This window comes from Faecalibacterium langellae (assembly GCF_002549775.1).
Lineage (GTDB): Bacteria > Bacillota > Clostridia > Oscillospirales > Ruminococcaceae > Faecalibacterium > Faecalibacterium langellae.
The window spans coordinates 638,544-664,776 of the sequence record NZ_NMTR01000021.1; the positions used below are offsets into that span (position 1 = coordinate 638,544).

Below are 26,233 nucleotides of genomic sequence, written 5' to 3' on the forward strand. Positions count from 1 at the left end.
CGCAAAAACCATGAAGGAGGGAACACCATGGCAGTGATCCATGTTCTGGACAAGCACACCGCAGAGCTCATCGCCGCCGGTGAGGTCGTCGAGCGGCCTGCATCGGTAGTGAAGGAGCTGCTGGAAAACTCCATTGATGCCGGAGCGACCCAGATCACCATAAGCATCGAATCCGGCGGCGTGAAGCTGATCGAGATCAGCGACAACGGCACCGGCATTGAAGCGGAATATATCTCCACGGCGTTTATCCGCCATGCCACCAGTAAAATTGAAAAGCCGGACGATCTGAACAGCATCCACACGCTGGGCTTCCGCGGCGAAGCACTGGCGTCCATTGCCAGCGTGGCCCGTGTGGAGCTGACCACCCGCACCGAAGTGGACGAGTTTGCCACGGTCTACTGCATCGAGGGCGGGGAGGAGGTCTCCCGGGAGCCGGGTGCCCGCGCTGTGGGCACCACCATCCGGGTGAAGGACCTGTTCTATAACACCCCCGCCCGCATGAAGTTCCTCAAAAAGGACTCCTCGGAGGGCACCTTTGTGGCCGATAACGTGGCGCATGTGGCCCTCAGCCACCCGGAGGTGAGCGTCAAGTTCATCCGGGAAGGCAAGCTGCAGTATGTCACCCCCGGCGACGGCCAGCTGCGCGGGGCCGCCTATGCGGTGTTGGGCCGTGAGTTCAGCCGCGACCTCATCGAGCTGGAAAACCAGGAGGGTGTCTACCACATTGCGGGCCTCATCACCCCGCCCAAGAGCTGCCGTGCCAGCCGCAGCATGCAGCATTTCTACATCAACGGCCGTTATGTGCGCAACCGCACCATGATGGCCGGCATGGAGATGGCCTTCAAGGGCACCATGATGCAGGGCAAGTTCCCGGGCGGCATTCTGCTGCTGCAGATGCCCGCCGATCTGGTGGATGTGAACGTGCACCCGGCCAAGATCGAGGCCCGTTTTGCCCGGGAAAACGATGTATTTGACGTCGTCTACCATGCCGTCAAGCTGGCACTGGCTCAGCCCGGCACCGGGGAACGGCTTTTCACCTTTGAAGCAGACAAAAAAGAAGAATCTGCCAAAAATGAAAAAACTATCGCAGAAGAAATCAAAAATGATGTAAAGAAAAATGACTTTACAGGGCTTTCGGCCATCATTTCGGGTCAGGCGGACCCCGGCGCTTTGCCGCAGCAGCCCCAGAAACAGGCAGTGGAGCCTGCCCCGGAAATTGTGCGCCCGCAAATGGCGGCAGCCCCGGTGCAGTCCGGCCGTCCGCGCTGGCAGAGTGCTTCTGCCGATGCCGATATTCTGGACCCCTTTGTGACACTGCACAGCCCGTCTGCTGACGCCCAGCCGCAAACGGAACCTTTCCGTACCGCGGCCAACGAAGCGCAGCTGGATGTAGAACCGGAGATGCCGGAAACAAATCTCCATGCAGAGCAGAACCACATGGCTGCCTGGGACCCGGCCCCTGAGATGCCGCCGGAGCAGCCCGCCGCCCCTGTATCGGAGCCGGAAGAAGCACCGACGGAGGAAACGGCAGAGCAGACCGAGCCGGAACAGATGAACTTCGACCCCACGGCCGGGCGGCCTGAACCGCTGCACTATGTGGGCGAAGTGTTCAAGACCTACATTCTGGCCGAGCGCGGTGATGAGCTGTGCCTTATTGATAAGCACGCCGCCCACGAGCGTCAGTTGTTCGAAAAGTTGGCGGCCAATTATGGCAATGTGCCCAGCCAGATGCTGCTGGAACCGATGGCTATCGACCTGGCAGCCGAAGAAAAGCAGGCGCTGCTGGATAACATCCCGCTGCTGGAAAACGCGGGCCTTGAGATCGCGGATTTCGGCGGCGGCACCGTGGTGCTGCGGGCAGTGCCTGCGGACGTGGAGCCGCAGAATGCCGAAAGCCTGCTGATCGAGATCGCCAACAAGCTGCTCAAGGGCGGCCACGATGCGCTGAACGAGCACACCGAGTGGGTGCTGCACTCCATCTCCTGCCGTGCCGCCATCAAGGCAGGGGACAAGTCCTCGCCGCAGGAGCTGATGGCGCTGGCCGAGAAGATTTTGTCCGGCGAGGTGCCGCCGTTCTGCCCCCATGGCCGCCCCTGCGTGCTGAAATTGACCCGAAGGGAGCTGGAGAAGCAGTTTGGACGCATCGTGTAAAAAACACCCGGTGGTGGCTGTCGTCGGCCCAACAGCCACCGGAAAGACCGCGCTGGGCGTGGCGCTGGCACAGCACTTTTCCGGCGAGGTCATCAGCTGCGACTCCATGCAGATCTACAAAGGTCTGGACGTGGGCACGGCCAAGGTGACACCGGAGGAGACCTGCGGCATCCCGCATCACGGGGTGGATATCCTCACGCCGGACAAGCCCTTCAGCGTGGCGGATTTCACCGCCATGGCCGGACGGCTGGAGCGGGAAATTTCTGCCCGCGGTGCATTGCCCATCCTCGTGGGCGGCACTGGCCTGTATGTGCAGAGCTTTCTGAACGGGGTGCGCTTCACCGAGGAAAAGGCCCCCGCCGGTCTGCGGGAGCAGCTGGCCGCCGAACTTGCCGAAAAAGGCGGCACGGCCATGTACGAAGAACTGCGGCAGGTGGACCCGGAAGCTGCCGCCGCCATCCACCCGAATAACCAGGTGCGGGTGCTTCGGGCGCTGGAACACTACCGCGCCACCGGCAAAAAGCTCAGTGAGCAGAAGGCAGAGTCTCTCCCGCCGGAAAAGCCCTACCGCAGCCTGATTTTGGGCCTTGACTTCCCGGACCGTGCGGCGCTTTACCGCCGCATCGACCTGCGGGTGGACAAAATGCTGGAGGCAGGCATCCTGCCCGAGGCAGAGCTCGTCTGGCAAAACCGCGAGACCTACCGCACGGCGGCGCAGGCCATCGGTTATAAGGAATTCTTCCCTTATTTTGAAGGGGTTGCTTCGCTGGAAGCCTGCACGGATAAACTCAAGCAGGCCTCCCGCAACTACGCCAAGCGTCAGCTGACCTGGTTCCGCCACATGGAAGGCGTGGTCTGGCTGGACGCAGGCGCACCGGATGTGCGGCAGACCGCCATCCGCACCGTGAGCGAATTTTTAGCGAAAGGATGATCGTTATGCCGGATGAGACCCGGAAGGAACGCCGCGCCCCGCAGGTGCTGGCCACGCTGGCAGGCGTGCTGGCGGCATTTCTGCTGGCGGCGGCCTGCTATGTGGGCTGGCAGGCGGTGCACATCCTGTTCCCGCAGAATGCATATGAAACAGCCCTCCCGGCTGTGGTGTCGGACGCCATCGACGCCGACGGCGTGCTGCTGTTCGACGAGAGTTATGTGGCCGGCAGCGGCACGCTGGGCTACCTTGCCGCCGACGGCGAGCGCGTCTCGGCAGGCACGGCCGTGGCCGAGATCTACAGCGATGCCTCGCAGGCGGTGCTGCGCCAGCAGCTGACCCAGCTGACGGACCAGATCGACTTGCTGCAGAGGTCCCAGAACACCTCGGCGCTGCAGCTGGACACGCTGCTGAAGGACCGCTCCTCGGCTCTGTACGACCTGATGGATACGCTGGATGACGGCGACTATGAAGCCGTGAGCGATTCCGCCGATGCCTACCTGCTGGCCCAGAACAAGCTCTGGATCGTGACGGGCGACGCGGCCAACTTTACCGACCAGATCGCGGCCCTGGCCCAGCAGGCCCAGACCGTGCAGGCGCAGCTGGGCAATCCCACCCAGATCACCGCCCCGCAGACCGGCTACTTCGTCCGGGCTTCCAGCAGCGGGCGGCTGAACGCCGGGGCAGAGGATATCCTTGCCCTGAGCGCGCAGGAGCTGAAAGGCTACCTGGATTCCGACCCCGTGCTGGCGCTGGACGGCTGTGCAGGCAAGATCGTATCCGGCTTCACCTGGCGCTATGTGGGCGTGTGCTCGGCAAAAGAGGGCGAAAAGCTTCTGGGCCAGGACGGCAAGCCCCGCCGCACGGCCGTGGAGATCAGCTTCCCGGGCCGGGTGGAGACTGCCCTCAAGGCCACCGTTACTGATGTGACCATTGATGCGGACAACGACCTTGCCCGCTTCGTGCTCACCTGCAACTCCATCAACGGCGATGTGCTGTGCCTGAACAAGGCCGCAGCGAAAATTTCGCTGGGGGAGGACACCGGCCTGCTGGTGCCGACGGCTGCTATCCATTATTTAAAGGAAGACGGCACCGAAGCCGAGGACAAGGGCGAGAACTACATCCCGGGCGTGTATGTCAAGTACGGCAATATTGCCCGCTTCTGCAGGATCGACCCGGTGGACGACGACCACCCGCTCATCACCCAGGGCGAATATACCCTCGTTTTGCCCAAGGGGACCGATGGTTCGGTGAGTCAGGTGCGGCTTTATGACGAAATAATCGTCTCGGGACAAAATTTGTATGACGGAAAGCTTTTGTAGTTATTGACATCCGGCGCAAAAAATCCGATAATAGTAAAAGCTATTTGCATTCTTTTGCAAAATACGCCAGGCGGCGCGAAGCTGCCCGAATGAAAGGAGCAGATTGTATGTCTTTGCTTGATAGTCTCAAGAAGGGCCTGTTTGACCAGGAGGACGATTACGAGGATCAGTACATCGACGACGGTCCTCAGATGGTGAGCAATAATAACAATGCCGGTGTCGGCGCAGAAGATGAAGTGGACGATTCTGCCGAGAACGCCAAGAAAAAGGGCAAGGTGGTCAACATCAACGCCACCACTCAGCTCAAGGTGGTTCTGGTCAAGCCCGAGCGCTTTGAGGACGCCAGCACGATCGCGGACCACCTGAACAACAAGCGCACCGTGGTGCTGAACCTGGAGTCCACCAACAAGGAAGTTTCCCGCCGTCTGGTGGACTTCCTGTCCGGCGTGGCTTATGCAAACAACGGCCAGATCAAGCGCGTGGCCAACAGCACCTTCATCATCACCCCGTATAACGTGGATATCATGGGTGACCTGCTGGACGAGCTGGAGAGCAATGGCGCGTTCTATTGATCCGCAGCCCAAGGCAGCGCGTGGGTTCATCCCGGCGCGCACCGATGAAGAACGCTATCTGATGCGGCACATCGAGGATCTGGCCCGCACCGCCTTTTCCCGGGAGATCGCGCGGTATTCTGATTTTCTCAGCGACCGCGAACAGGACCTTGCCCGGGCGGCACTGGGCCGTGCCGGGGTGCAGGAGGGCTTCCGCTTTGACGGCGGCTGGCCCGAAGCCGAGCGGAAGATCCTCTGCCTGGAGCCGGAGTTCAGCTATGCGGAAAGCCCCATCCGCTGTGTGCGGCTGCAGTGCCGCGCACTGGCCGGGGCTGCGCTGCCCGCCCACAAGGACTATCTGGGCAGCCTGATGGGCCTTGAACTCAAGCGGGAAGCACTGGGGGATATCGTCCTGCCGGAGGATCAGCCGGGCACGGCCTATGTGTTCGCGCTGGAACCGGCGGCACAGCTGATCTGCCGCGAGCTGTTCCAGGCCGGGCACACCGAGTTGACCACCGAACTGCTGGAGCCGGGCGAGGTGCCCGCGTTCCCGGCGGCGCAGCGCGAGATGCGCAGTGCCACGGTGTCGTCGCTGCGGCTGGATGCCGTTCTGGCGGCCATGCTCCGGTGCAGCCGCGGAATGGCAAGCGAGCTGATCGCGGCGGGCCGGGTGGAGATCAACCATCTCCCCGCCGACAAACCCCACGCCCCGGTGTATGAGGGCGATGTCTTCACGGTGCGGGGCAAGGGCCGCTTCGGCCTGACCGCACTGCCCGGAAAAAGCAAAAAAGACCGACAGATCATCGAGTTTTTTCAATATTAAACAACGGGAGGAAATTGCTATGCTGACTCCGCAGGATGTACGTTCTGTGCAATTCGAGAAGAACCTCCGCGGCTACCGCACAGAGGACGTGGACCGTTTTCTGGACAAGGTCGAGGAACAGCTCCACAGCGATGATGCACAGATGGAGCAGCTTCGGAAACAGATCGCCGATCTGACTGCCGAGAACCAGAAGCTTCACGAGGAGCTGAAGGGCTTTGAAGCGGACGGCGAAATGCTCAAGAGCGCACTGATCAATGCACAGCGCATGGGCGAAAATGTCATTCGTGAAGCAAACCAGAAGGCCGAGGAGATCATCCACCGCGCCAACCTGCGCGGCGATGACATCATCCGCGACGCCAACGAGCTGCTGCAGAAGGCCAGCGACCGCGCAGACGAGATCGAGAGCGAAGCGAATGAGAAAAAGCTTGCCGAGGAGCGCGAGTATGACCGCGTCCGTCTGGAAGTGACCCGCTTCAAGTCCGACGTGCTCAACCTGTACCGCAGCCATGTGGAATCGTTGAGCCGCCTGCCGGAGTTCCAGAAGGACGCCGCAGACGAAGGCGCAAAGGCGGACGAGGAGCCTGCCGCTGCAGCCCCGGATGCAGAGCCTGCCCCGCAGGAACCTGCGGACGCCCAGCCTGCCGCAAAGCCCGCAGCCCCGGCGGCGGACGAAGCAGAGCCCGCAGATGCTGCCGAAGACGAAGCGGCAGAGGACAGCAGTGAGGATTTCTGGGCAAAGGACGAGAGCCAGCTGAAGCTGGACCCGCCTCCTGCTGACATGAAGCCCGAAGAACCGGACTACGATGCCTTTCAGGGCGTCAAGTTCAGCGAGTAAGGCACCCTAAGCAAATATAGAGGAGAGTGTAAACCATTGGCTAAGAACAAATCGCAGTACGATAGTACTCTGAACCTGCCCAAGACCCTGTTTGAGATGCGTGCCGGCCTGCCCAAGAAGGAGCCGGTCATGCTGAAGGATTGGGACGACAACGACCTTTATAACCAGCTCATGAAGCACAACGAGGGCAAACCGCAGTTCATCCTGCACGACGGCCCTCCGTATGCAAACGGCAACATCCACATGGGCACCGCCCTGAACAAGATCATCAAAGATATCATCATCCGCGAGAAGAACATGGAGGGCTTCCAGGCTCCCTATGTGCCCGGTTTTGATACCCACGGCCTGCCCATCGAGCTGAAGGCTCTGTCCTCCGTCGGCGACAAGAAGAAGGACATCTCCAAGCTGGAGCTGCGCCAGATCTGCGAAAAGTTTGCCACCGAACACATCGACATCATGAGCGACCAGTTCAAGCGTCTGGGCGTTATCGGTGACTTCGAGCACCCCTATCTGACCCTGAAGCCTGAGTTCGAGGCACGCCAGATCGAGATCTTTGGCGAGATGGCCAAGAAGGGCTACATCTACAAGGGCCTGAAGCCCGTGTACTGGTGCCCGGACTGCCGCACCGCTCTGGCTGAGGCCGAGATCGAGTACGGTGAGGACGACTGCGATTCCATCTTTGTGCGTTTCCACGTTTCTCAGGACCCCAACGGCACGCTGGCAAAGCACGGCATCCCGATGGACAAGACCTACTTCGTGATCTGGACCACCACCACCTGGACCCTGCCCGCCAACGAGGCCATCTGCCTGAACGGTGAGTTTGAGTACTCCTTCGTCAAGATCGGCGACGAGTTCCACATCATGGCCACCGAGCTGGTCAAGAGCGTCATGGACGCCTGCCACATCGAGAACTACGAGATCGTGGGCGAGCCTGTGCCCGGCACTGAGTTCGAGCTCATGCGCTACAACCACGTCTACCTGCCCAAGGAAGGCACCGTCATTCTGGGCGACCATGTCACGCTGGAAAGCGGTTCCGGCTGCGTTCACACCGCAGGCGGCCACGGCGTCGATGACTTCAACGTTTCTCAGAAGTACAATGTGCCCATCACCGTGCCCGTGGACGACGGCGGTTATCTGACCGAACTGGCTGGCAAGTATGCAGGCCAGCGCGTCTGGGCAGCCAACAAGACCATTCTGGCCGACCTGACTGCGGCCGGTGTCATCATGGGTCAGGTGCACATCAAGCATCAGTACCCGCACTGCTGGCGCTGCCACAACCCCATCATCTTCCGCGCCACCGAACAGTGGTTCTGCTCCATCTCCAAGTTCCGCGAGGATGTCTACAAGGCCATCGACACGGTCACCTGGATGCCGGATTGGGGCCATGACCGCATGAAGGGCATGGTCCGCGACCGCAACGACTGGTGCATCAGCCGTCAGCGCACCTGGGGCGTGCCCATCCCGGCCTTCTACTGCAAGAAGTGCGGCGCTTACCACATCACCGATGCAACCATCAAGGCGGTCAGCGACCTGTTCCGCAAGGAAGGCTCTGACGCATGGTACAAGTACGAAGCCGAGCAGATCATCCCCGCAGGCGAAGTGTGCGAAAAGTGCGGCGCTTCCGAGTGGACCAAGGACACCGACATCATGGACGTGTGGTTCGACTCCGGTTCCACCCACGCTGCTGTGCTGGAGGAGCGCCCCGAGCTGCATTTCCCGGCCGATATGTATATGGAGGGTGGCGACCAGTTCCGCGGCTGGTTCCAGTCCAGCCTGCTGACCAGTGTTGCCTCCAAGGGCTGCGCACCCTACAAGTCCGTTCTGTGCCACGGCTGGGTCGTGGACGAGCAGGGCAAGCAGATGCACAAGAGCGCCGGCAACGGCGTGGAGCCCAGCGAGATCATCAAGGACTACGGCGCGGATATCATCCGCCTGTGGGTGGCTTCTTCCGACTACACCGTGGATGTGCGTGCCGGTAAGAACATCTTCAAGCAGCTGAGCGAGGCTTACCGCAAGATCCGCAACACGGCCCGTTTCATCCTGGGCAACCTGGATGGCTTTGACCCCAACACCGATTGTGTGGCGGACGATCAGCTGCAGGACATCGACCGCTGGGCACTGGCCGCTCTGGACGACCTGATCGCCAACACCAATGCAGGCTACGCTGTGTATGACTTCAACAAGGTCTACCATGCCGTGTATAACTTCTGCGTTGTGGCCATGTCCAACTTCTATCTGGATGTCACCAAGGACCGTCTGTACTGCACCAACGGCGCAGGCCGCAAGGCAGCTCAGACCACCATGTACAAGATCCTCGTCGCTCTGGACAAGATCATTGCGCCCATCCTGTGCTTCACCAGCCAGGAGATCTGGGACTTCCTGCCCAAGACCGAGGGCATGAACAAGTACGTCGTGTTCGAGGAGATGCCCAAGGCTGGCCAGTATGCCGCCGACGATGCCTTCAAGGCAAAGTGGGCACAGCTCATCGCCGTGCGCGACGAGGTGAAGAAGGTGCTGGAGCAGGCCCGTGCCGAGAAGACCATCGGTGCTTCTCTGGAAGCTGCTGTCACCCTGTACTGCAATGACGCTGTCTATGACCTGCTGAACAGCATCCCCATGGATGAGCTGGCCGACCTGATGATCGTCTCTCATGTGGAGCTGGTCAAGGGTGAGGGCGGCGCTGCCAGCGCTGTCGAAGGTCTGGGCGTTGCTGCGGCACACGCCACCGGCGAGAAGTGCGAGCGCTGCTGGAAGTACTCTGCTTCCATCGGCACCCACGCAGCTCATCCCACCCTGTGCGCACGCTGCGCCAGCGTTGTGGAAGCATAAACCTTCCGCGTAAAAACAGAACTGTTTTGAAAAGGGCGGCGCTCCCTTACCCGGGGAGCGCCGTTTTTTATACTGAATGATTTGGGAGTTATCCTATGGCTTTTGTTCTTTTCAATCTGGCGGCCGTGGCGGCGCTGGTGGGCATCGACCAGGCCATCAAGCTGTGGGCGGTGAATGCTCTGCAGCCGGTGGGGGCCATGCCGTTCATCCCCCATGTGGTGGAACTGCGCTTTGTGCTCAACCAGGGCATGGCATTCAGCCTGCTCAGCGGCAAACAGCTGTTCCTCATCATCGCCACCAGCGCGGCGCTGCTGGCGGTGGCCTATGTGCTGTTCTTCCGCAGCCGCGGCAAATACCTGCAGCAGGCGGCCATGATCCTTGTGCTGGGCGGCGGCATCGGCAACCTGATCGACCGCGTGCTCAACGGCGAGGTGGTGGACTATATCAACCTGCTGTTCATGCGATTTGCAGTGTTCAACTTTGCGGACATCTGTGTGTGCGTGGGCGTGGGGCTCTGGGTGCTGGTGATCTTTCTGGAAGAACTGCACGGCGAAAACGCAAAGGGGCAGTAAACCATGGAACAGCGTGAATTTATCGTGGAGCCGGAGACGGCTGGCCAGCGCATCGACCGCTTTCTCAGCGGCGAAGATACCGGCCTTTCCCGCTCGGCGCTGCAGGCCCTTGTGGCAGACGGCCATGTGCTGTGCAACGGCAAGCTGGTGGCCAAAAGCCTCAAGCTCAAGGCAGGGGACACCATCCTGCTGGAGATCCCGGACGCAAAGCCCATCGAGGCTGTGCCGCAGGACATCCCGCTGGATATCGTCTATGAGGACGAGCATCTGCTGGTGGTGAACAAGCCTAAGGGCATGGTGGTGCACCCGGCCCCGGGCAACCCGGACGGCACGCTGGTCAATGCACTGCTGTGGCACTGCAAGGGCAGCCTTTCTGGCATCGGCGGCGAGATACGCCCCGGCATCGTCCACCGCATCGACAAGGACACCAGCGGCCTGCTGGTGGTGGCAAAGGACGATGCGACCCACATCGGCCTTTCGCAGCAGATGGCGGTGCACAGCGTGGAGCGTGCCTACAACACCATCGTCTACGGCGGCTTTGCCCAGGACGAAGGCTTTGTGGAAAGCAACCTCGGCCGCAGCAAGACTGACCGCAAAAAAATGGCGGTCTACCCGGCCAGTGAGCCCCACACCAAGTACGCTTATACGGGCTATAAGGTGCTGGAACGACTGAACAACTTCACCATGCTGGAATGCCGCCTGAAGACCGGCCGCACGCACCAGATCCGCGTGCACATGGCGTCCATCCAGCACCCGGTAGCGGGGGACCCGGTCTATGGCCCCCACAACTGCATCACCAGCCTGCACGGCCAGTGTCTGCACGCCAAAACGCTGGGCTTTGTGCACCCCATCACCGGCGAACAGCTCCGCTTTGATTCGGAACTGCCGGATTACTTTACCCATTTTCTTGCAACGCTCAGGAGGGGAAATGTATGAATCAGTCTCTGGAATCCACGCTGGTCCTGTGTGATTTGGACAATCTGCTGCTGGGTGCAGACGGCAACCTGACCCAGGTGGTGCGGGATGTGCTGCAGCTGTTTTCCAGCCGCGGCGGCCGCTTCACAGTCTTTTCCCAGCGTTCGCCCCGGGCGGTGCGGTCCATTCTGGGCAGCGTGCGGCTGGCAGCGCCTGCGCTGGTCTGCGGCGGCACCATGGCCTATCACTATGCCGACGGCACCCGCCAGCCGCTGTGCAGCTTTGCCGGGCAGGACGCTGACCTGTTTGCGCAGCTGCCCTCTGCGGCGGGCGTGGGCATCGCTTTGCAGATGACCGACGGCACCACCCGCGTGCTGCGCATGAGCAACGCGCTGGAACGCCACCTGCAGCAGGAGTGGACGCCCTATCTGCTGGCGAATGCGGCAGACATCAAGGGCGAGAACGTGCTGCGGGTGCTGCTGTATCAGGACAGCAAGGCAGTGCCCATGGTCTCGCTGCTGGGCAAGGCACTGGGCGACCGCACGGCTGTGCTGCTGGGGGAGCGCGCAGCGCCGGACACCCTGCTGCTGACCCCGAAGACCGTCTCCGGCAAAGAAATGCTGGACGCTGTCTGCGGCCCGGCGGGCGTAGAGCCGGAGAACGTGCTGGTGCTGGCCGGCGGCATGCCGATGCTGGAACTGGTGCGCGCGGCCAGCCGGAGCGCGGCTGCAGCCGATGCCCCGGCAGAGCTGCGCCTTGCCGCCCAGAACGTCACCCTGACCGACGCATCTGCGGGTGCAGCGGTGGAAGTGCTGTACCGTATGGTGCGGGATGCCGAAAAATCCGTGTAAAGTTTGTGCAAGGCCTCTGCAAATTCTTCCGCAGAGGCCTTTCTTTTTAGAGGAAAGTCGGGTACAATGAAAGAACAACTTCGGCCCGAAGCCGCCCGGCGGGAAAGAGCGCTCGTTCTGCTCTCGCTGGCGGCGGCCATCCTGTGCGCGGTGCTGGCATTTCGGTTCGCGGTCCCGCTGAAGGGCACAGAGGAACAGTCATTGCCGGACGGGCAGACGCTTTCTGCCTACACCCGGGTGGACCTGAACACCGCCGACCTGGATGCTTTGTGCACCCTGCCCGGCGTGGGCGAGAGCCGTGCCCGGGCCATTGTGGCATACCGGCAGCAGTATGGGCCGTTCGCGCAGGTGGCAGATGCGGCAGACGTTCCGGGCCTGACCGAAGACATCGTGGCCTCCTGGGCAGGCCAGGCAACTGTGCGCTGAACTGCGGCAACGCTTGCCCGCAGAGCGGAAAAAAGGGGAATGAACATGAGCGATGATACCATTTTTATCAACCGCGAGCTGAGCTGGCTGGACTTCAACCGGCGGGTCCTTGCGCTGGGCAAGGATAAAAACGTGCCGCTGGCCGAGCGGGTCAAGTTCCTTGCCATTTATGGCTCCAATCTGGACGAGTTCTTCATGGTGCGCGTGGGCTCTCTGCAGGAGCGCGCGAACCTGGAGCAGGAAAAGGGCAAAAAGGAAAAGCGCGAGAACAAGACCAACATGACGGCCGCCGAGCAGCTTGCCGCCATCATGCCCAAAACCGCCCAGCTGCAGGAGGACTGCGACAAATATTACGCAAAAGCGTTGGAAGCACTGGCCGAAAATGGCTACCGCAAGGTGGATCTTGACCATCTGACCAAAGAGGACGAGCATGTCTGGAAGAAGTATTTCCAGACCGAGCTGTTCCCGATCCTCAGCCCGCAGATCGTGGACAACCGCCACCCGTTCCCGTTCCTGCGCAATAAGGAAATTTACCTCGGCGTGCTGCTCAAGGAAAAGCACCCTGCCGGGCAGAGCCTGGGCATCATCCCCATCTCCAGCCAGATGGAACGCATCCACTTCATTAAAAAGGACGGCGAAACGCTGTTTGCCCTTACCGAAGAACTGGTGCTGCACTTTGCAGCCAGCATCTTCGGCAAGGAGACCATTCTGGAAAAATGCCTGTTCCGCGTTACCCGCAATGCGGATATCGACGTGAAAGAAGGCATGATGGATCATGACATCGATTACCGCGAGATCATGACCGAGCTGCTCAAGCGCCGCCGCAAACTGGCTGCTGTGCGCCTGCAGATCACGCCTGCGCCCGCGCCGGAGGTAGAACGGCTGCTGTGCAACCGGCTGCTGCTGACCCACAAGCGGGTGTTCGAGCAGAAAAGCCCGCTGGACCTGAGCTTTTTCTACAAGCTCACCGGCCGCATCGAAGCCGAGGGCCGCCCGGAACTGTTCTACCCGGCGGCCCGGCCCATGCTGCCCCCGTCGGACTACGACCTTGCCGCCGAGGTGCAGAAGCACGATGTGCTGCTCAGCTATCCGTACCAGTCCATCCGGCCCTTCATTGCCATGCTGAAAAAGGCCGCCCACGACCCGGACGTCATCTCCATCAAGATGACCCTCTACCGCATGGCGCGGGAGTCCCAGATCGTGCAGGCGCTGACGGAAGCGGCCGAAAACGGCAAGGAAGTCGTGGCCCTGGTGGAGCTGCGCGCCCGCTTTGACGAGCAGAACAACATCGACTGGTCCAAGCAGCTGGAAAGCGCAGGCTGCACTGTCATCTACGGTTTTGAGGATTACAAGGTCCACTCCAAGCTCACCCTCATCACCAAAAAGGGGAAGGACGGCTACTCCTATATCACCCAGATCGGCACCGGCAACTACAACGAGAAGACCAGCGAACTCTACACCGATCACTCTTTCATCACGGCAGATCAGGGCATCGGCGAGGAAGCCTCCAACGTGTTCCAGAACCTTGCCGTGCAGCAGCTGACCGAGACAAGCGACAAGATGCTGGTGGCCCCGCTGCGGTTCAAGAGCGTGCTGCTGGAAGAAATGGACCATGTCATCTCGGCCGCCCGCATGGGCCGCCCGGCGGCAATGATCCTGAAAAACAACTCCATCAGCGACCGCGACATCATTCTCAAACTGCAGGAAGCCAGCTGTGCCGGAGTGCGCATCGACATGATCGTGCGCGGCATCTGCTGCGTGCGCGCCGGTGTGCCCGGCAAGACCGAGAACCTGCACATCCGCAGCCTCGTGGGCCGCTACCTTGAGCACGGCCGCATCTACAGCTTCTTCGACGGCGTGCACACCCGCATCTACATCGCATCCGGCGACTTCCTCACCCGCAACACCGAGTGCCGCGTGGAGGTAGGCGTCCGGGTGGAAGACCCGGTGCTGGTGCAAAAACTCACCGACATCCTGCAGCTGCAGCTGCGGGATAACGTCAACGCCCGCGAGATGCGCCCGGACGGCAGCTACCAGAAGGTAAAGCCCGCCGAGGGCGAGGAACTGGTCAACGGCCAGATGGGCATGTACGACCTGCTGAAGGATGACTGGACCCAGCCCGAACCCTGGAAGCCGACGACGCTGGCCCCAGAACCGGCAGCTCCCGCCCCGGGACCTGCCGCCGCGCCTGTTGGAACCGAAGCTGCACCCGCTGCAGAAGAACAGCTCAAACCGGAAAAGGCAGCGGCCCCGGCCGAAAATATCGCTGCGCCGCAGAACGAACCGGGAAAGGCTCCTGTGCCTGCTGAGGAACCGGCCCCGGAAAGCCCGGATCATTTTGACCAGCTGGAGCAGATGGTGAACAATAAGCCGCGTCCGGCGCAGCCTGCACCCAAGGCGGAAGCGCCCGCCCCGCGGCCGGTGAAGCCGGTGGCAGAAACACACGCGCCAAAGAATCCGTTGAAACGCATCCTCGATTTCTTCAAGTTCCGTAAATAAAACTTTACAAGGCCCGGCAGAGCAAGCGCTCTGCCGGGTCTTTTTGCGTGCCCGCCTGCATACAGTGGACTACAGCGGAAAGGGGAAAGCGTATGCGGGCAAAGCGAAGCGGACGAGCCGGGCGGCTCACAAAATGGAGAAAACATGGGCCGGGAGCCGGGCTCTTTGGGGCAGCGGTCTCGCTGCTGCTGCTCTGCATCGCGGCCGTGCTGCCGGTGCGGGCGCAGACAAAGCGGGAAACGCTCTGCTTCCCGCTGAAAACAACGCAATACCGCGTTTCGGACGATTATGGCTGGCGGGACGACCCCTTCACGGGAGAGACGGCATTCCACAAAGGCATCGACCTTGCCTGTGCAGAGGGCACCGCCGTCCTTGCGGCAGAGGGTGGTGTGGTGACCCGGGCCAGCCGCAGCGCCAGCTACGGCAACTGCCTGTATCTGCTGCACCCGGACGGCCGGGAGACACGGTACGCCCACCTGCAGTATTGTTACGTCCGGGCCGGGGAGGTGGTGCAGGCGGGGCAGGTGCTTGGCACTGCCGGGCAGACCGGCCGCGCCACCGGGGCGCACCTGCACTTTGAGCTGTGGGAGCAGGGCACCGCCCAAGACCCGGCGGCAGCGCTGGGCCTTGCCGATGAAGCATCGTGATACCCGGCGGGCCGGGCCGCTGGTCTTCCGTGACCCGGTGCTGCTGTGCGGGGCGCTGTATGTTCTGCTCTACTTCGACGCCAGCGGCTTTCTGCGGCTGGGCCTGCTGGCGGCTTTTCTGCACGAGTGGGGGCATATTCTGCTCTACTGCGCGTTTTTCCACCGTTTTCCGGTCATTGAGGTGACCATGACCGGCTTTTGCATGCGCCTTTGCGGGAATGCGCTATCCCCGGGGCGGCGGTTCTGGCTGGCGGCGGCCGGCCCGGCGGTCAACTTTCTGCTGGCGAGCCTTTGGGCGCTGCGGCTGGGCCGGAACATGACCATCCGGGGCAGCGCCTTTCTGGCCGCCAATCTGCTGACGGGTGGGTTCAATTTGCTGCCCATCCCGCCGCTGGACGGCGCGCAGATGGCCGCCTGCCTGTATGCTGTGTGGAACTCGCACAAAAATTTGGCGGGAAACGATTGAAAAAACATCCGGTTTCGGGTACAATAAAAAGACGTGTAAATCAGGATTGTTTATTTGGAGGACTCAATGTTTGATCCCAAACTGAAAGAAGCGCTGGGACGGGTGCAGAAGCCCGGCCGCTACACTGGCGGCGAACCCGGCAGTGTATATAAAGACAAAGAAAAGATGGACGTCCGCTTTGCATTCTGCTTCCCGGACACCTACGAGGTGGGTATGTCCTTCCTCGGCGAGAAGATCCTCTACGAGCTGCTCAACAGCCACGAGAACTGGTGGTGCGAGCGTGCCTTCATGCCGTGGCTCGATATGAAGGCCGAGATGGAACGCCTGCACCTGCCGCTCTACACCATGGAGAGCAAAGACCCGCTCACTGCCTTTGATGCAGTGGGATTTACCCTGCAGTACGAGCTTTCCTATACGAACATTCTGGCCATGCTGGACTTGGCAGGCATCCCGTTCTATTCCAAAGACCGCGACGAGAGCTGGCCGCTGATCGTGGCGGGCGGCCCCTGCGCCTGCAACGCGGAGCCTATTGCGGATTTCTTCGATGTGGTCCAGCTGGGTGAGGGTGAAAATCAGCTGCCCGGCATCTGTGCTGAGATCGAGAAGGCCAAAAAGGAAGGCGGCGTCTCCAAAAAGGAGCTGCTGCAGCGCATCGCCAAAATCCCCGGCATCTACATCCCGGCGTTCTATGATGTGGAGTATTACGAGGACGGCAGGGTCAAGTCCATCACGCCCAACGAGCCGGGCATCCCGGCCCGCATCACCAAGGCCATCATCAAGGATCTGAACGAGTTTGCCCCGCCGACGAACTTCGTGGTGCCCATGGTGGGTGCCATTCAGGACCGTGCCAGCATTGAGGTGCTGCGCGGCTGCGTGCGCGGCTGCCGGTTCTGTCAGGCGGGCTTTTTGTACCGCCCCATGCGTCAGCGTGATGCCAGCCTGCTGAACAAGGCGGCGCAGGACCTGTGCGCCAATACCGGTTATGAGGAGCTCAGCCTTTCCAGCCTGTCCACCTCGGACCACGGCCAGCTGGAAGAACTGCTGGACGACCTGAACGAGTGGGCCCCCAAGGAGCACGTCAGCCTGTCGCTGCCGTCTCTGCGTGTGGACAACTTCTCCCAGAGCCTGATCGAGAAGACCACCAAGGTGCGCAAGAGCGGCCTGACCTTTGCCGCCGAAGCCGGCACCCAGCGCCTGCGGGATGTCATCAACAAAAACGTCACCTGGGACGAGATCGAAAAGACCTGCACCATCGCGTTCAACGCGGGCTACACTTCGGTCAAGCTCTACTTCATGATGGGTCTGCCCACCGAGACCATGGAGGACATTGAGGGCATCGCCGAGACCGCCCAGAAGGTGGTGGACCTGTACTATTCGCTGCCGAAGCGCGGCAAGGGCAAGGGTGTGCAGGTGACCATCAGCTGCGCCTGTTTTGTGCCCAAGCCTCATACACCCTTTGAGTTCGTGCCCATGGATACCGAGGAAATGCTGCGCGCCAAGCAGAAGCATCTGCTGGAGAGCGTCCACAGCCGCAAGATCAAGGTCAACTACCACGACAGCACCACCAGCTTCCTGGAGGGCGTGTTCGCCAAGGGAGACCGCCGTCTTGCCCCGGTCATTGTGGAAGCCTACAAGCGTGGCTGCTACTTCGACGGCTGGGAAGAATGCTTCCAGTACGATACCTGGCTGCAGACCTTTGCCGATATGGGCATCGACCCGGCATTCTATTGCCAGCGCCCCATCGGTTTGGACGAGGTGACCCCCTGGTCTCACATGGATTACGGCGTCACCCACGAATATCTGGTGCGGGAATACAACAAGGCTCTTGCCGCCCAGACCACCCAGCCCTGCAACCGTGCCTGCCACGGCTGCGGTGCAAATCATCTGTTAGGAGGTCCCTGCTTTGATTACAGTAAGAATCTCGTTTGAGAAAAAGAATGAGGCCTCCTACATTTCTCTGCTGGACCTGCAGCGGGTGATGCAGCGGGTGCTCAAGCGCAGCGGCCTGCCGGTGTGGCACACGCTGGGCTTCAACCCCCACATCTACATGACCTTTGCCTGCCCGCTTTCTCTGGGGCAGGAGAGCGAGTGCGAGTGCGTGGACGTTAAGACGGAGGCCGAGAACCCGGACTTTGCTCAGTGGAAGGACGCGCTGAACGCCATCATGCCCGCCGGTATCGTCATCACCCATGTGGGTCCGGTGCAGATGAAGGCGGACCTCATCGCCTATGCCTGCTATCGCATCACTTACCCGGCAGCTGCGGCGGCCGTGCTGGACCAGTACAACGCGCTGGAAAGCGCAACGGTGGAAAAGCACGGCAAAAAGGGCAACAAGATCATTGAGCTGAAGGACCACATCCCGCAGGTGGAATACACTGTGGACGGGGACAGCCTGCACATTGAATTGTGTATGCCCGCCGCGCAGGAACTGAACCTGAACCCCTCGCTGCTCACCGGCTTTCTGGAAGATCAGTTCGGCCTGCCTGCCGCCAGCGCGAACATCCTGCGCAAAAAGTTTCTGACGGCAGATAAGCAGCTGTTTGCCTGAGCAGGGCACAAAAGACATACGTTTTGACAGAACAGAAAATTTTTGCATTTATTTTGGTCAAAACGCTTGCATTCACGCGGGTTTTGTGATATCCTATTTAGGCGTTAGTGTCCGCTGAGACCACAGCGGGGTTAATGACAATATCATTAAACGGGCGGTCCTCTGACGGCAAAGTGCCGTGTATGAACGTCTAAAAACAAATGGAGGATTCAAAAATGGACGCACTGAAGATTATTTCTGAAGGCAGCATCAAGGCTGAGAAGCCCCAGTTCAACGTTGGCGATACCGTCCGCGTTGATGTTCGTATCAAGGACGGCGACCGTGAGCGCATTCAGGCCTTCGAGGGCACTGTGATCGCTAAGAAGCACGGCGGCGTTGCTGAGACCTTTACCGTTCGCCGCGTGGCTTACGGTGTCGGCATCGAGCGTGTCTTCCCCATCAACAGCCCCTTCGTTGAGAAGGTCACCGTTGTCCGCAAGGGCAAGGTCCGCCGCGCAAAGCTGTTCTACCTGCGTGGCCGTACGGGCAAGGCTGCCAAGGTCAAGAGCGATATTTGATCATCCCCGATTTGAAACGGGAGAAAAGGGACAACCTTGTTGTCCCTTTTTTCTTTATCAAAATTTCAGTAAAATGCGGCTTTTTGCAGCCGGTGCGCTTGCACAGGGGCTGCGGATTGCTGTATAATCGGGTCAGTGATGCAAAACTCAGAGGGTGAGGTGTACCGGATATGGAAAAACAGGAACAGGCAAAGCCCGTGCGCGGGCAGAATCTACTGGAATGGTACGAGGCGCTGATCTCGGCGGCGCTGGTGCTGGTGCTCATCTTTTCGTTCTTTTTCCGCATCATTCAGGTGGACGGCAGCTCCATGGTGCCAACGCTGGTCAACGGCGATAAGCTCATCGTGTGGGGGGCAGGCTATACGCCGCAGCGCGGTGATGTGGTCATCGTGGACAGCTACACCTCCTACGGCAAGCCGCTGGTCAAGCGGGTCATCGCCAAGGGCGGCGACACCATCAGCATCGACTACGAGGCCGGCACTGTCACCGTCAACGGTGAGGTGCTGCAGGAGGACTACATTGCCGCGCCCACCCATCTGGGTTATGACGTGGAGTTCCCGTATACGGTGCCGGAGGGCACGGTGTTCGTGATGGGCGACAACCGCAACGAATCGCTGGACAGCCGTTCGTCCTACGTCGGCTGCATCGACGAGCGCGATATTCTGGGCAAGGTGCTTTTGTGCTTTATGCCCTTTACAGATTTTGGGGTGGTAAAATGAACGAAATGGATACCCGGTTTGCAAACCAGTACAATATTCAGTGGTTCCCGGGCCACATGACCAAGACCCTGCGCATGATGGAGCAGGAGATCCAGCATGTGGACGCAAGCCTTGTGCTGCTGGATGCGCGCATCCCGCTTTCCAGCCTGAACCCGGAGATCGAGCGCATCACGGCCCGCAAGCCGAAGCTCTATGCGCTGAACAAGGCCGATCTGGCCGACCCGGCGGTGACCGAGGAATGGATCAAGTACTTCCGCGCGGCAGATGCCGGATGCGTGGCCATCAGCGCCAAGCAGAAGGGCGGTGCCAACGCCGTCAAGATCGCCATCGAAAAAGAGCTGGCGGGCCTGCTGGAACGCCGCCAGAACCGCGGCATGAGCGGTGCCAAGACCCAGGTGATGCTCTGCGGCATCCCCAATGTGGGCAAGTCTACCTTCATCAACACCTTTGCGGGCTCGGCCCGTGCCAAGGCGGCCGACCGCCCCGGCGTGACCAAGGGCAAGCAGTGGGTCAGCACCGACAAGTTCGACCTGCTGGACATGCCCGGTGTGCTGTGGAAAAAGTTTGATTCCAAGACCATTGCGTCCAACCTGGCCTTCATCGGTTCCATCAAGGATGACATTCTGGACGTGGAAGAACTGGCCATGAACCTGCTGGACGAAGTGCGCCGCAACTACCCGGACCTGGTGGCCCAGCGCTACAAGCTGGATGCCGAGACCATGGCCCTGCCGCCTTACGAGCTGATGGAAGCCATCGGCCGCAAGCGCGGCCTGCTGGTGCGCGGCGGCGAGGTGAACACCGAGCGCTGTGCCATCATGCTGGTGGACGAGTTCCGCGCCTGCAAGTGGGGCCGCATCTCGCTGGAGCGCCCGCCGCAGCGGGATGATCTGGCCGACTTTGCCGAGGAGGATGACGAATGAAGCGCCGTTCCGACGAGGAAATTTCCGCCCCGCTGTATGAGTACGACGCCGCCGTGCGCAGCCAGTACGGCTGCTTTGCGGGGGTAGACGAAGCCGGGCGCGGCCCTTTGTGCGGCCCGGTGTGCGTCGCGGCCTGCATCCTGGACCCGGAAAACCCGGTCTACGGCATCAACGACTCCAAAAAGCTCACCGAGAAAAAGCGGGAAGCATTATTTGATGAGATCGTGGAAAAGGCGCTGGCCTACAAGATCATCTTTGTGGGGCCGGACATCATCGACCGGGACAACATCCTCAACGCCACCATGGGCGGCATGAAGCAGGCTGTGGAAGAACTGGACATCGTGCCGAACCTCGTCCTTGTGGACGGCAACCGCACCCCGGCAGGGCTGCAAATTCCGGCACAGCCGGTGGTCAAGGGCGATGCCACCAGCGCCAGCATCGGCGCGGCATCGGTGCTGGCCAAGGTCAGCCGTGACCGTTACATGCTGGAACTGGACAGGCAGTACCCCCAGTACCAGTTGGCAAAGCACAAGGGCTACCCGACCAAGCTCCACTATGAACTCATCGCGCAGTATGGCATCCAGCCGTTCTACCGCCGCAGCTTTTTGAAAAAGCAGGGCTACTGGCCGGAGAGCGGCAAGTGAACCGCGCCGAGACCGGCCGGAAGGGCGAAGCCGCTGCCGCAAAGTTTTACCTGCAACAGGGCTGCCGCCTGCTGGCCCACAACTTCCGCACCCGGATGGGGGAGCTGGACGTGGTGATGCAGGAACCGGACGGCACCATCGTCATCTGCGAGGTGAAGACCCGGGCCGAGAACTCCCTTGCCAGCCCGGCCGAAGCGGTGGACCGGCCCAAGCAGCGCCGTCTCATCCGCGCCGCGCAGAGCTATCTGCAGGTAAACGGCCTGAGCGACGCACCGGTGCGTTTTGACGTGGCAGAAGTGTTTCCTCTTGACAGCGGGCGCTGGATGGTACATATTATAAGGGGCGCTTTCCTCGCGTAAAGCGAGTGCCCCGGTGGGAAATGGACCGGCAGAGAGCTTCTCTGCCGCAGCAGCAGGAGCGCGTTTTGCGCGTTCTACGGCGAAAAAGGAGCGACAACGATGCAGTTTTTCAGTACCAGAGACCAAAACCGCAAGGTGACTTCTTCGGAAGCGATCGCACAGGGCCTGTCCAATGAGGGCGGTCTGTTCGTGCCGGAAAGCTTCCCGCAGGTGGATGTGAAGGCGCTGTGTGAGCTGGATTATCCGGCCATGGCAGCCGCCGTCATCAAAGAATATCTGACCGACTATTCGCAGGACTTCCTGACCGAAGCTACCCGCAGGACCTACGGGGAAGCCTTCGGCGGCAAGGCCGGTTATCTGGCTCCGGTGGAAGGGGATACCTATGCGCTGGAGCTGTGGCACGGCCCCACCTGTGCCTTCAAGGATTACGCCCTGCAGCTGATGCCGAAACTGCTGGTGGAAGCCAAAAAGAATCTGGGCCGCACGGAGAAGACCCTGATCCTTGTGGCGACCAGCGGCGACACCGGCAAGGCTGCTCTGGACGGCTACCATGACGTCCCGGGCGTGGAGATCGCGGTGTTCTACCCCACGGGCGGCACCAGTGAGATCCAGCGCCTGCAGATGGCCACCCAGGAGGGTGCCAACGTGGCAGTCTACGCCGTGCGCGGCAACTTTGACGATGCCCAGACCGGCGTAAAGAAGGTCTTTGGTGACACCGCCATTGCGGCCGCACTGGCCAAGCGGGACATCCGCCTGTCCAGCGCCAACTCCATCAACTGGGGCCGCCTGGTGCCGCAGATCGTCTACTACTTTGCCGCCTATGCCCAGCTGCTGAGAGCGGGCAAGATCACCTTCGGTGACGAAGTGGACTTCTGTGTGCCCACCGGCAACTTCGGTGACATTCTGGCGGGCTACTATGCCAAGCGCATGGGCCTGCCCGTGGGCAAGCTGGTCTGCGCTTCCAACGAGAACAACGTGCTGACCGACTTCCTCACCACCGGCACCTACACCGCAAAGCGCGAATTCTTCAAGACCACTTCCCCCAGCATGGACATTCTGGTGTCCTCGAACCTCGAGCGCCTTTTGTACCATGTCACCGGCAGTGACGCCGAGGTGGCGGGTCTGATGAAGGACCTGGCCGAGAAGGGCAGCTACACTGTGCGCCCCGAAACGCTGGCCGCCATTCAGAAGAACTTCTCCTGCGGCTGGAGCAGCGAGGCCGAGGTGGCAGGGGAGATCCGTGCCCGTTACGAAAAGGACAACTACCTGTGCGACACCCACACCGCTGTGGCATTCCACGTCGCTGCGCAGAAAAAGCGTGATGGTGTGCCCATGGTGGTGCTGTCCACCGCATCTCCCTTCAAGTTCCCGCGCAGCGTTCTGGCCGCTCTGGGCCAGGCCGCACCGGAAAATGATTTCGAAGCAATGCAGCAGCTGGAAGCAGCTACCGCCCACGCCGCACCGGCAAGCCTTGCCGCGCTGCGTCAGAAGCCGGAGCGCTTTGACACCGTGATCGAACCCGCGCAGATCGCCGAGGTGGCGCTGGGCTATCAGGAATAACACATCCTGCTGCACTTTATCGCAGCCTGCGTTTTTCAATGCCCAGGCAACATCCGCAGGCTGCATATCGCAAATATGCTGTTATGATTGGAGCTGTTTGCGAGAATTGCGATAGAACAGGAGTAAAAACATGGCACTTTTTGTGCTTGGCGATCCCCATCTTTCTCTGGGCGCTTCCAAGCCGATGGACATCTTCCCCGGCTGGAACGACTATGTGGAGCGTCTGGAGAAGAACTGGCGAAAACTCATCCGGCCGGAAGATACCATTGTGCTGGCAGGTGACATCAGCTGGGCCATGCGCCTGACCGATACCCGCAAGGACTTTGCCTTTCTGCAAAGCCTGCCCGGGCAGAAGATCATCATGAAGGGCAACCACGATTACTGGTGGTCCACCGCCAACAAGATGAACGCGTACCTCAAGGCGGAGGGTTTCGACACCCTGCACATCCTGCACAACAATTCTTATAGTGTAGAAGGTTATGCCATCTGCGGCACCCGCGGCTGGCTGTTCGATGTGGGTGAGGCCCACGACGAAAAGGTGATGAACCGCGAGATCGGCCGCCTGCGCATGAGCCTGGACGCGGCGGAGCCGGGGCTGGAAAAGCTGGTGTTCCTGCATTATCCGCCGGTCTACACCGGCACCAGCGCACCGGAGATCGTGGCCACCTTAAAAGAGTATGGCATCAAGACCTGCTATTACGGCCACCTGCACGGCAACGCCATCCGCTACGCAGTGCAGGGCGAGGTGGACGGCATCCGCTACAAGCTGGTGAGCGCCGACGGGCTGCGTTTCTGCCCGTACCGCATCAACTGACCGTGAGCAGCGGTCAAAAATGATAAAAATTCACAATTTGGGCTGGCAATTGTGTCCAAGCCGTGCTATAATAAGTTTTGACGCGATTGTTGCACCCAATTGAGCGCGCGCGTCCCCGCATGTTGCAAAAGCAAGTTCATCCAGGACGCAGTGCGCGGTTGCAAAGGGCAAAAACTTCCTGCCCGGCGCAATAGAATTTTTGAGTGGAGGAAAAACAAATGAATTTCATCAAGTGTGAAAAGCTCGAAAAGAGCATGGCAGAGCTGCAGTTCTCCATCGACGCAGAGGCTTTCAAGAAGGCCGTTGCCGATGTTTTCAAGAAGGAAGGCAAGAAGTATTCTGTCCCCGGCTTCCGCAAGGGTAAGGCTCCCCGTTCCATCATCGAGAAGATGTATGGTGCCGATGTCTTCACCTATGACGCCATCAACGAGCTGTTCCCCGAGGCTTTCGAGGCTGCTGTGAAGGAAGCTGGCGTGGAGCCCGTGGGCCGTCCTGAGGTCACCGTCGATTCCGCAAGCGAGGCCGAGGGTGTCACCCTGACCGTCAAGGTCGCTGTGAAGCCCGAAGTCAAGGTTGGCAGCTACAATGGTCTGACCGTCGAGAAGACTGTCCATACTGTCACCGACGAGGCTGTTGAGGCCGAGCTGAAGCGTGTGCAGGAGCGCAACGCCCGTGAGCTGACCCGTGAGGGTGCTGCCGAGAACGGCGATATCGCTGATATCGACTTCGAAGGCTTTGTGGATGGCGTCGCATTCGAGGGCGGCAAGGCTGAGCACTACAACCTGACCCTGGGCAGCGGCAGCTTCATCCCCGGCTTTGAGGAGCAGATCGTTGGTCACTCCGCTGGTGAGGAGTTCGACGTGAACGTCACCTTCCCCGCAGAGTATCAGGCTGCTGAGCTGGCTGGCAAGGCTGCTGTCTTCAAGATCAAGCTGCACGAAGTGAAGTACAAGGAGCTGCCTGCTCTGGACGACGAGCTGGCAAAGGACTGCTCCGAGTACGACACCCTGGACGAGTTCAAGGCTTCCATCCGCAAGAACAATCAGGAGCAGCTGGACAAGCAGGACGATCTGGCTGTTGAGAACGCTCTGGTCGATCAGGTCATCGAGAGCATGGAGGGCGAGATCCCCCAGGCAATGTACGAGACCCGCATGGACGAGATGGTCAACGACTTCGCATTCCGCGTGGAGCAGCAGGGTCTGCGCCTCGAGGACTACCTGAAGTATATGGGCCAGACCGTGGATCAGTTCCGCGCTTCCTTCATGCCGCAGGCTGAGAAGCAGGTCAAGATCCGCCTGGCTCTGGAGGCTGTTGCCGCTGCTGAGAACATCGAGGCTTCTGAGGACGAAGTCAACGCTGAGATCAAGCGCATCGCCGACCAGTATAAGATGGAAGAAGACAAGGTCCGTGAGCTGGTCAACGTGGACGACCTGAAGAAGGATCTGGCCATCAACAAGGCCATCGACTTCATCAAGAGCCACGCAAACATTGTGGAGAAGGCCGCTGAGGCTGAGAAGGCTGCTGACGCAGAGTAATTTCTGCCGGATGCAGCTGTAAGACGTGCAGTGCGCTGTGCGTTTTATAACAAAGGTTGTTAAAATTGACCGATACGGCAGAACCGGAAGGGAATCCGTATCGGTCAATTTTGCAAATACTATATTCCATTTCAGGAGGCGAACTTTATGAGCTTTGTTCCTTACGTTGTCGAGCAGTCGGCGCACGGGGAGCGTTCCTACGATATTTTCTCCCGTCTGCTGAACGACCGTATCATCGTTCTGAGTGAGGATGTCAATGACACTTCCGCCAGCCTCGTGGTGGCGCAGCTGCTGTATCTGGAAGGGCAGGACCCGGACAAGGATATCAGCCTGTATATCAACAGCCCCGGCGGCTCCATCAGCGCCGGCATGGCCATCCATGACACCATGCAGTATATCAAGTGTGACGTTTCCACCATCTGCATGGGCATGGCAGCCTCCATGGGTGCTTTCCTGCTGGCCAGCGGCACCAAGGGCAAGCGTTTTGCTCTGCCCAACTCGGAGATCCTGATCCATCAGCCGCTGATCGGCGGCCAGGGCGGCGGCCTTTCCGGCCAGACCACCGATATCAAGATCCACGCTGAGCACATGGTGCACATCCGCGACAAGATGAACCGCATCCTCAGCGAGTACACCGGCCAGCCGCTGGAGAAGATCCAGCTGGACACCGAGCGCGATCATTATATGACGCCCGAGGAAGCAAAGGAGTACGGCCTGATCGATGAGGTCATCGCCCATCGCTGAGCCGCTAATTTATCCAGG

The 26,233-nt window shown here is 60.4% G+C and carries 25 protein-coding genes; all 25 read left to right on the forward strand.

The window, feature by feature from the left end:
- Window positions 1-27 precede the first annotated feature (27 nt).
- The 25 genes from mutL to CGS49_RS11655 all read left to right on the forward strand — a co-directional run bounded on the left by mutL (window position 28) and on the right by CGS49_RS11655 (window position 26,215).
- Window positions 28-2,151 carry a DNA mismatch repair endonuclease MutL gene (gene mutL / locus CGS49_RS11535; protein WP_097801947.1) on the forward strand — a complete coding sequence of 708 codons (2,124 nt, stop codon included), beginning with the start codon at window positions 28-30 and terminating at the stop codon, window positions 2,149-2,151.
- 10 nt (window positions 2,152-2,161) lie between these two features.
- On the forward strand, window positions 2,162-3,082 hold the full coding sequence (gene miaA, locus CGS49_RS11540; RefSeq protein ID WP_097802266.1) for a tRNA (adenosine(37)-N6)-dimethylallyltransferase MiaA: 921 nt from the start codon (window positions 2,162-2,164) through the stop codon (window positions 3,080-3,082).
- A 5-nt stretch (window positions 3,083-3,087) separates the two neighbouring features.
- Window positions 3,088-4,401 (forward strand): biotin/lipoyl attachment domain-containing protein, encoded by a 1,314-nt coding sequence (locus tag CGS49_RS11545; RefSeq protein ID WP_242975455.1) that lies wholly within the window; start codon window positions 3,088-3,090, stop codon window positions 4,399-4,401.
- Between the two features lie 107 nt (window positions 4,402-4,508).
- On the forward strand, window positions 4,509-4,973 hold the full coding sequence (locus CGS49_RS11550) for a cell division protein SepF (protein WP_143405863.1): 465 nt from the start codon (window positions 4,509-4,511) through the stop codon (window positions 4,971-4,973).
- Window positions 4,957-5,775 (forward strand): YlmH family RNA-binding protein, encoded by an 819-nt coding sequence (locus CGS49_RS11555; RefSeq protein WP_097801950.1) that lies wholly within the window; start codon window positions 4,957-4,959, stop codon window positions 5,773-5,775. Before CGS49_RS11550 ends, CGS49_RS11555 begins: the two co-directional genes overlap by 17 nt.
- Before the next feature lie 19 nt (window positions 5,776-5,794).
- Window positions 5,795-6,610 carry a DivIVA domain-containing protein gene (locus CGS49_RS11560; RefSeq protein ID WP_097801951.1) on the forward strand — a complete coding sequence of 272 codons (816 nt, stop codon included), beginning with the start codon at window positions 5,795-5,797 and terminating at the stop codon, window positions 6,608-6,610.
- Between the two features lie 36 nt (window positions 6,611-6,646).
- On the forward strand, window positions 6,647-9,439 hold the full coding sequence (gene ileS / locus CGS49_RS11565; RefSeq protein ID WP_097801952.1) for an isoleucine--tRNA ligase: 2,793 nt from the start codon (window positions 6,647-6,649) through the stop codon (window positions 9,437-9,439).
- Window positions 9,440-9,534: 95 nt separating this feature from the next.
- On the forward strand, window positions 9,535-10,011 hold the full coding sequence (lspA, locus tag CGS49_RS11570; protein WP_097801953.1) for a signal peptidase II: 477 nt from the start codon (window positions 9,535-9,537) through the stop codon (window positions 10,009-10,011).
- A gap of 3 nt (window positions 10,012-10,014) precedes the next feature.
- On the forward strand, window positions 10,015-10,947 hold the full coding sequence (locus tag CGS49_RS11575; RefSeq protein ID WP_097801954.1) for an RluA family pseudouridine synthase: 933 nt from the start codon (window positions 10,015-10,017) through the stop codon (window positions 10,945-10,947).
- Window positions 10,944-11,777, forward strand: a complete 834-nt coding sequence (locus CGS49_RS11580; protein WP_097801955.1) for an HAD family hydrolase — start codon at window positions 10,944-10,946, stop codon at window positions 11,775-11,777. The genes CGS49_RS11575 and CGS49_RS11580 overlap by 4 nt, the downstream gene beginning before the upstream one ends.
- Before the next feature lie 66 nt (window positions 11,778-11,843).
- The gene (locus tag CGS49_RS11585; protein WP_097801956.1) at window positions 11,844-12,203 is read left to right on the forward strand and encodes a ComEA family DNA-binding protein; all 360 of its coding nucleotides are present in this window, start codon (window positions 11,844-11,846) and stop codon (window positions 12,201-12,203) included.
- 45 nt (window positions 12,204-12,248) lie between these two features.
- Window positions 12,249-14,702 (forward strand): polyphosphate kinase 1, encoded by a 2,454-nt coding sequence (gene ppk1, locus CGS49_RS11590; protein ID WP_242975456.1) that lies wholly within the window; start codon window positions 12,249-12,251, stop codon window positions 14,700-14,702.
- A gap of 92 nt (window positions 14,703-14,794) precedes the next feature.
- Window positions 14,795-15,349 carry a M23 family metallopeptidase gene (locus tag CGS49_RS11595; protein ID WP_097801958.1) on the forward strand — a complete coding sequence of 185 codons (555 nt, stop codon included), beginning with the start codon at window positions 14,795-14,797 and terminating at the stop codon, window positions 15,347-15,349.
- Complete coding sequence (locus CGS49_RS11600; RefSeq protein ID WP_097801959.1) at window positions 15,336-15,815, forward strand: zinc metalloprotease; 480 nt, start codon at window positions 15,336-15,338, stop codon at window positions 15,813-15,815. Before CGS49_RS11595 ends, CGS49_RS11600 begins: the two co-directional genes overlap by 14 nt.
- A gap of 66 nt (window positions 15,816-15,881) precedes the next feature.
- The gene (locus CGS49_RS11605; protein WP_097801960.1) at window positions 15,882-17,744 is read left to right on the forward strand and encodes a TIGR03960 family B12-binding radical SAM protein; all 1,863 of its coding nucleotides are present in this window, start codon (window positions 15,882-15,884) and stop codon (window positions 17,742-17,744) included.
- Window positions 17,719-18,363 (forward strand): TIGR03936 family radical SAM-associated protein, encoded by a 645-nt coding sequence (locus CGS49_RS11610; RefSeq protein WP_097801961.1) that lies wholly within the window; start codon window positions 17,719-17,721, stop codon window positions 18,361-18,363. Before CGS49_RS11605 ends, CGS49_RS11610 begins: the two co-directional genes overlap by 26 nt.
- A 215-nt stretch (window positions 18,364-18,578) precedes the next feature.
- Entirely contained in the window at window positions 18,579-18,920 is a 342-nt protein-coding gene (rplS, locus tag CGS49_RS11615; protein ID WP_097801962.1) for a 50S ribosomal protein L19, read from the forward strand.
- A 170-nt stretch (window positions 18,921-19,090) separates the two neighbouring features.
- A complete protein-coding gene (gene lepB / locus CGS49_RS11620) occupies window positions 19,091-19,639 on the forward strand; it encodes a signal peptidase I (protein WP_097801963.1) in 549 nt (182 codons plus the stop codon).
- The gene (ylqF, locus tag CGS49_RS11625; RefSeq protein WP_097801964.1) at window positions 19,636-20,559 is read left to right on the forward strand and encodes a ribosome biogenesis GTPase YlqF; all 924 of its coding nucleotides are present in this window, start codon (window positions 19,636-19,638) and stop codon (window positions 20,557-20,559) included. Before lepB ends, ylqF begins: the two co-directional genes overlap by 4 nt.
- The gene (gene rnhB, locus CGS49_RS11630; RefSeq protein WP_097801965.1) at window positions 20,556-21,203 is read left to right on the forward strand and encodes a ribonuclease HII; all 648 of its coding nucleotides are present in this window, start codon (window positions 20,556-20,558) and stop codon (window positions 21,201-21,203) included. The genes ylqF and rnhB overlap by 4 nt, the downstream gene beginning before the upstream one ends.
- The gene (locus CGS49_RS11635) at window positions 21,200-21,562 is read left to right on the forward strand and encodes a YraN family protein (RefSeq protein ID WP_097801966.1); all 363 of its coding nucleotides are present in this window, start codon (window positions 21,200-21,202) and stop codon (window positions 21,560-21,562) included. Before rnhB ends, CGS49_RS11635 begins: the two co-directional genes overlap by 4 nt.
- Window positions 21,563-21,661: 99 nt before the next feature.
- Entirely contained in the window at window positions 21,662-23,122 is a 1,461-nt protein-coding gene (gene thrC, locus CGS49_RS11640) for a threonine synthase (protein ID WP_097801967.1), read from the forward strand.
- Between the two features lie 130 nt (window positions 23,123-23,252).
- The gene (locus CGS49_RS11645) at window positions 23,253-23,936 is read left to right on the forward strand and encodes a metallophosphoesterase (RefSeq protein WP_097801968.1); all 684 of its coding nucleotides are present in this window, start codon (window positions 23,253-23,255) and stop codon (window positions 23,934-23,936) included.
- Window positions 23,937-24,154: 218 nt separating this feature from the next.
- Complete coding sequence (gene tig, locus CGS49_RS11650) at window positions 24,155-25,471, forward strand: trigger factor (RefSeq protein ID WP_097801969.1); 1,317 nt, start codon at window positions 24,155-24,157, stop codon at window positions 25,469-25,471.
- 147 nt (window positions 25,472-25,618) lie between these two features.
- Window positions 25,619-26,215, forward strand: a complete 597-nt coding sequence (locus CGS49_RS11655) for an ATP-dependent Clp protease proteolytic subunit (RefSeq protein WP_097801970.1) — start codon at window positions 25,619-25,621, stop codon at window positions 26,213-26,215.
- The last annotated feature ends 18 nt before the right edge of the window (window positions 26,216-26,233 follow it).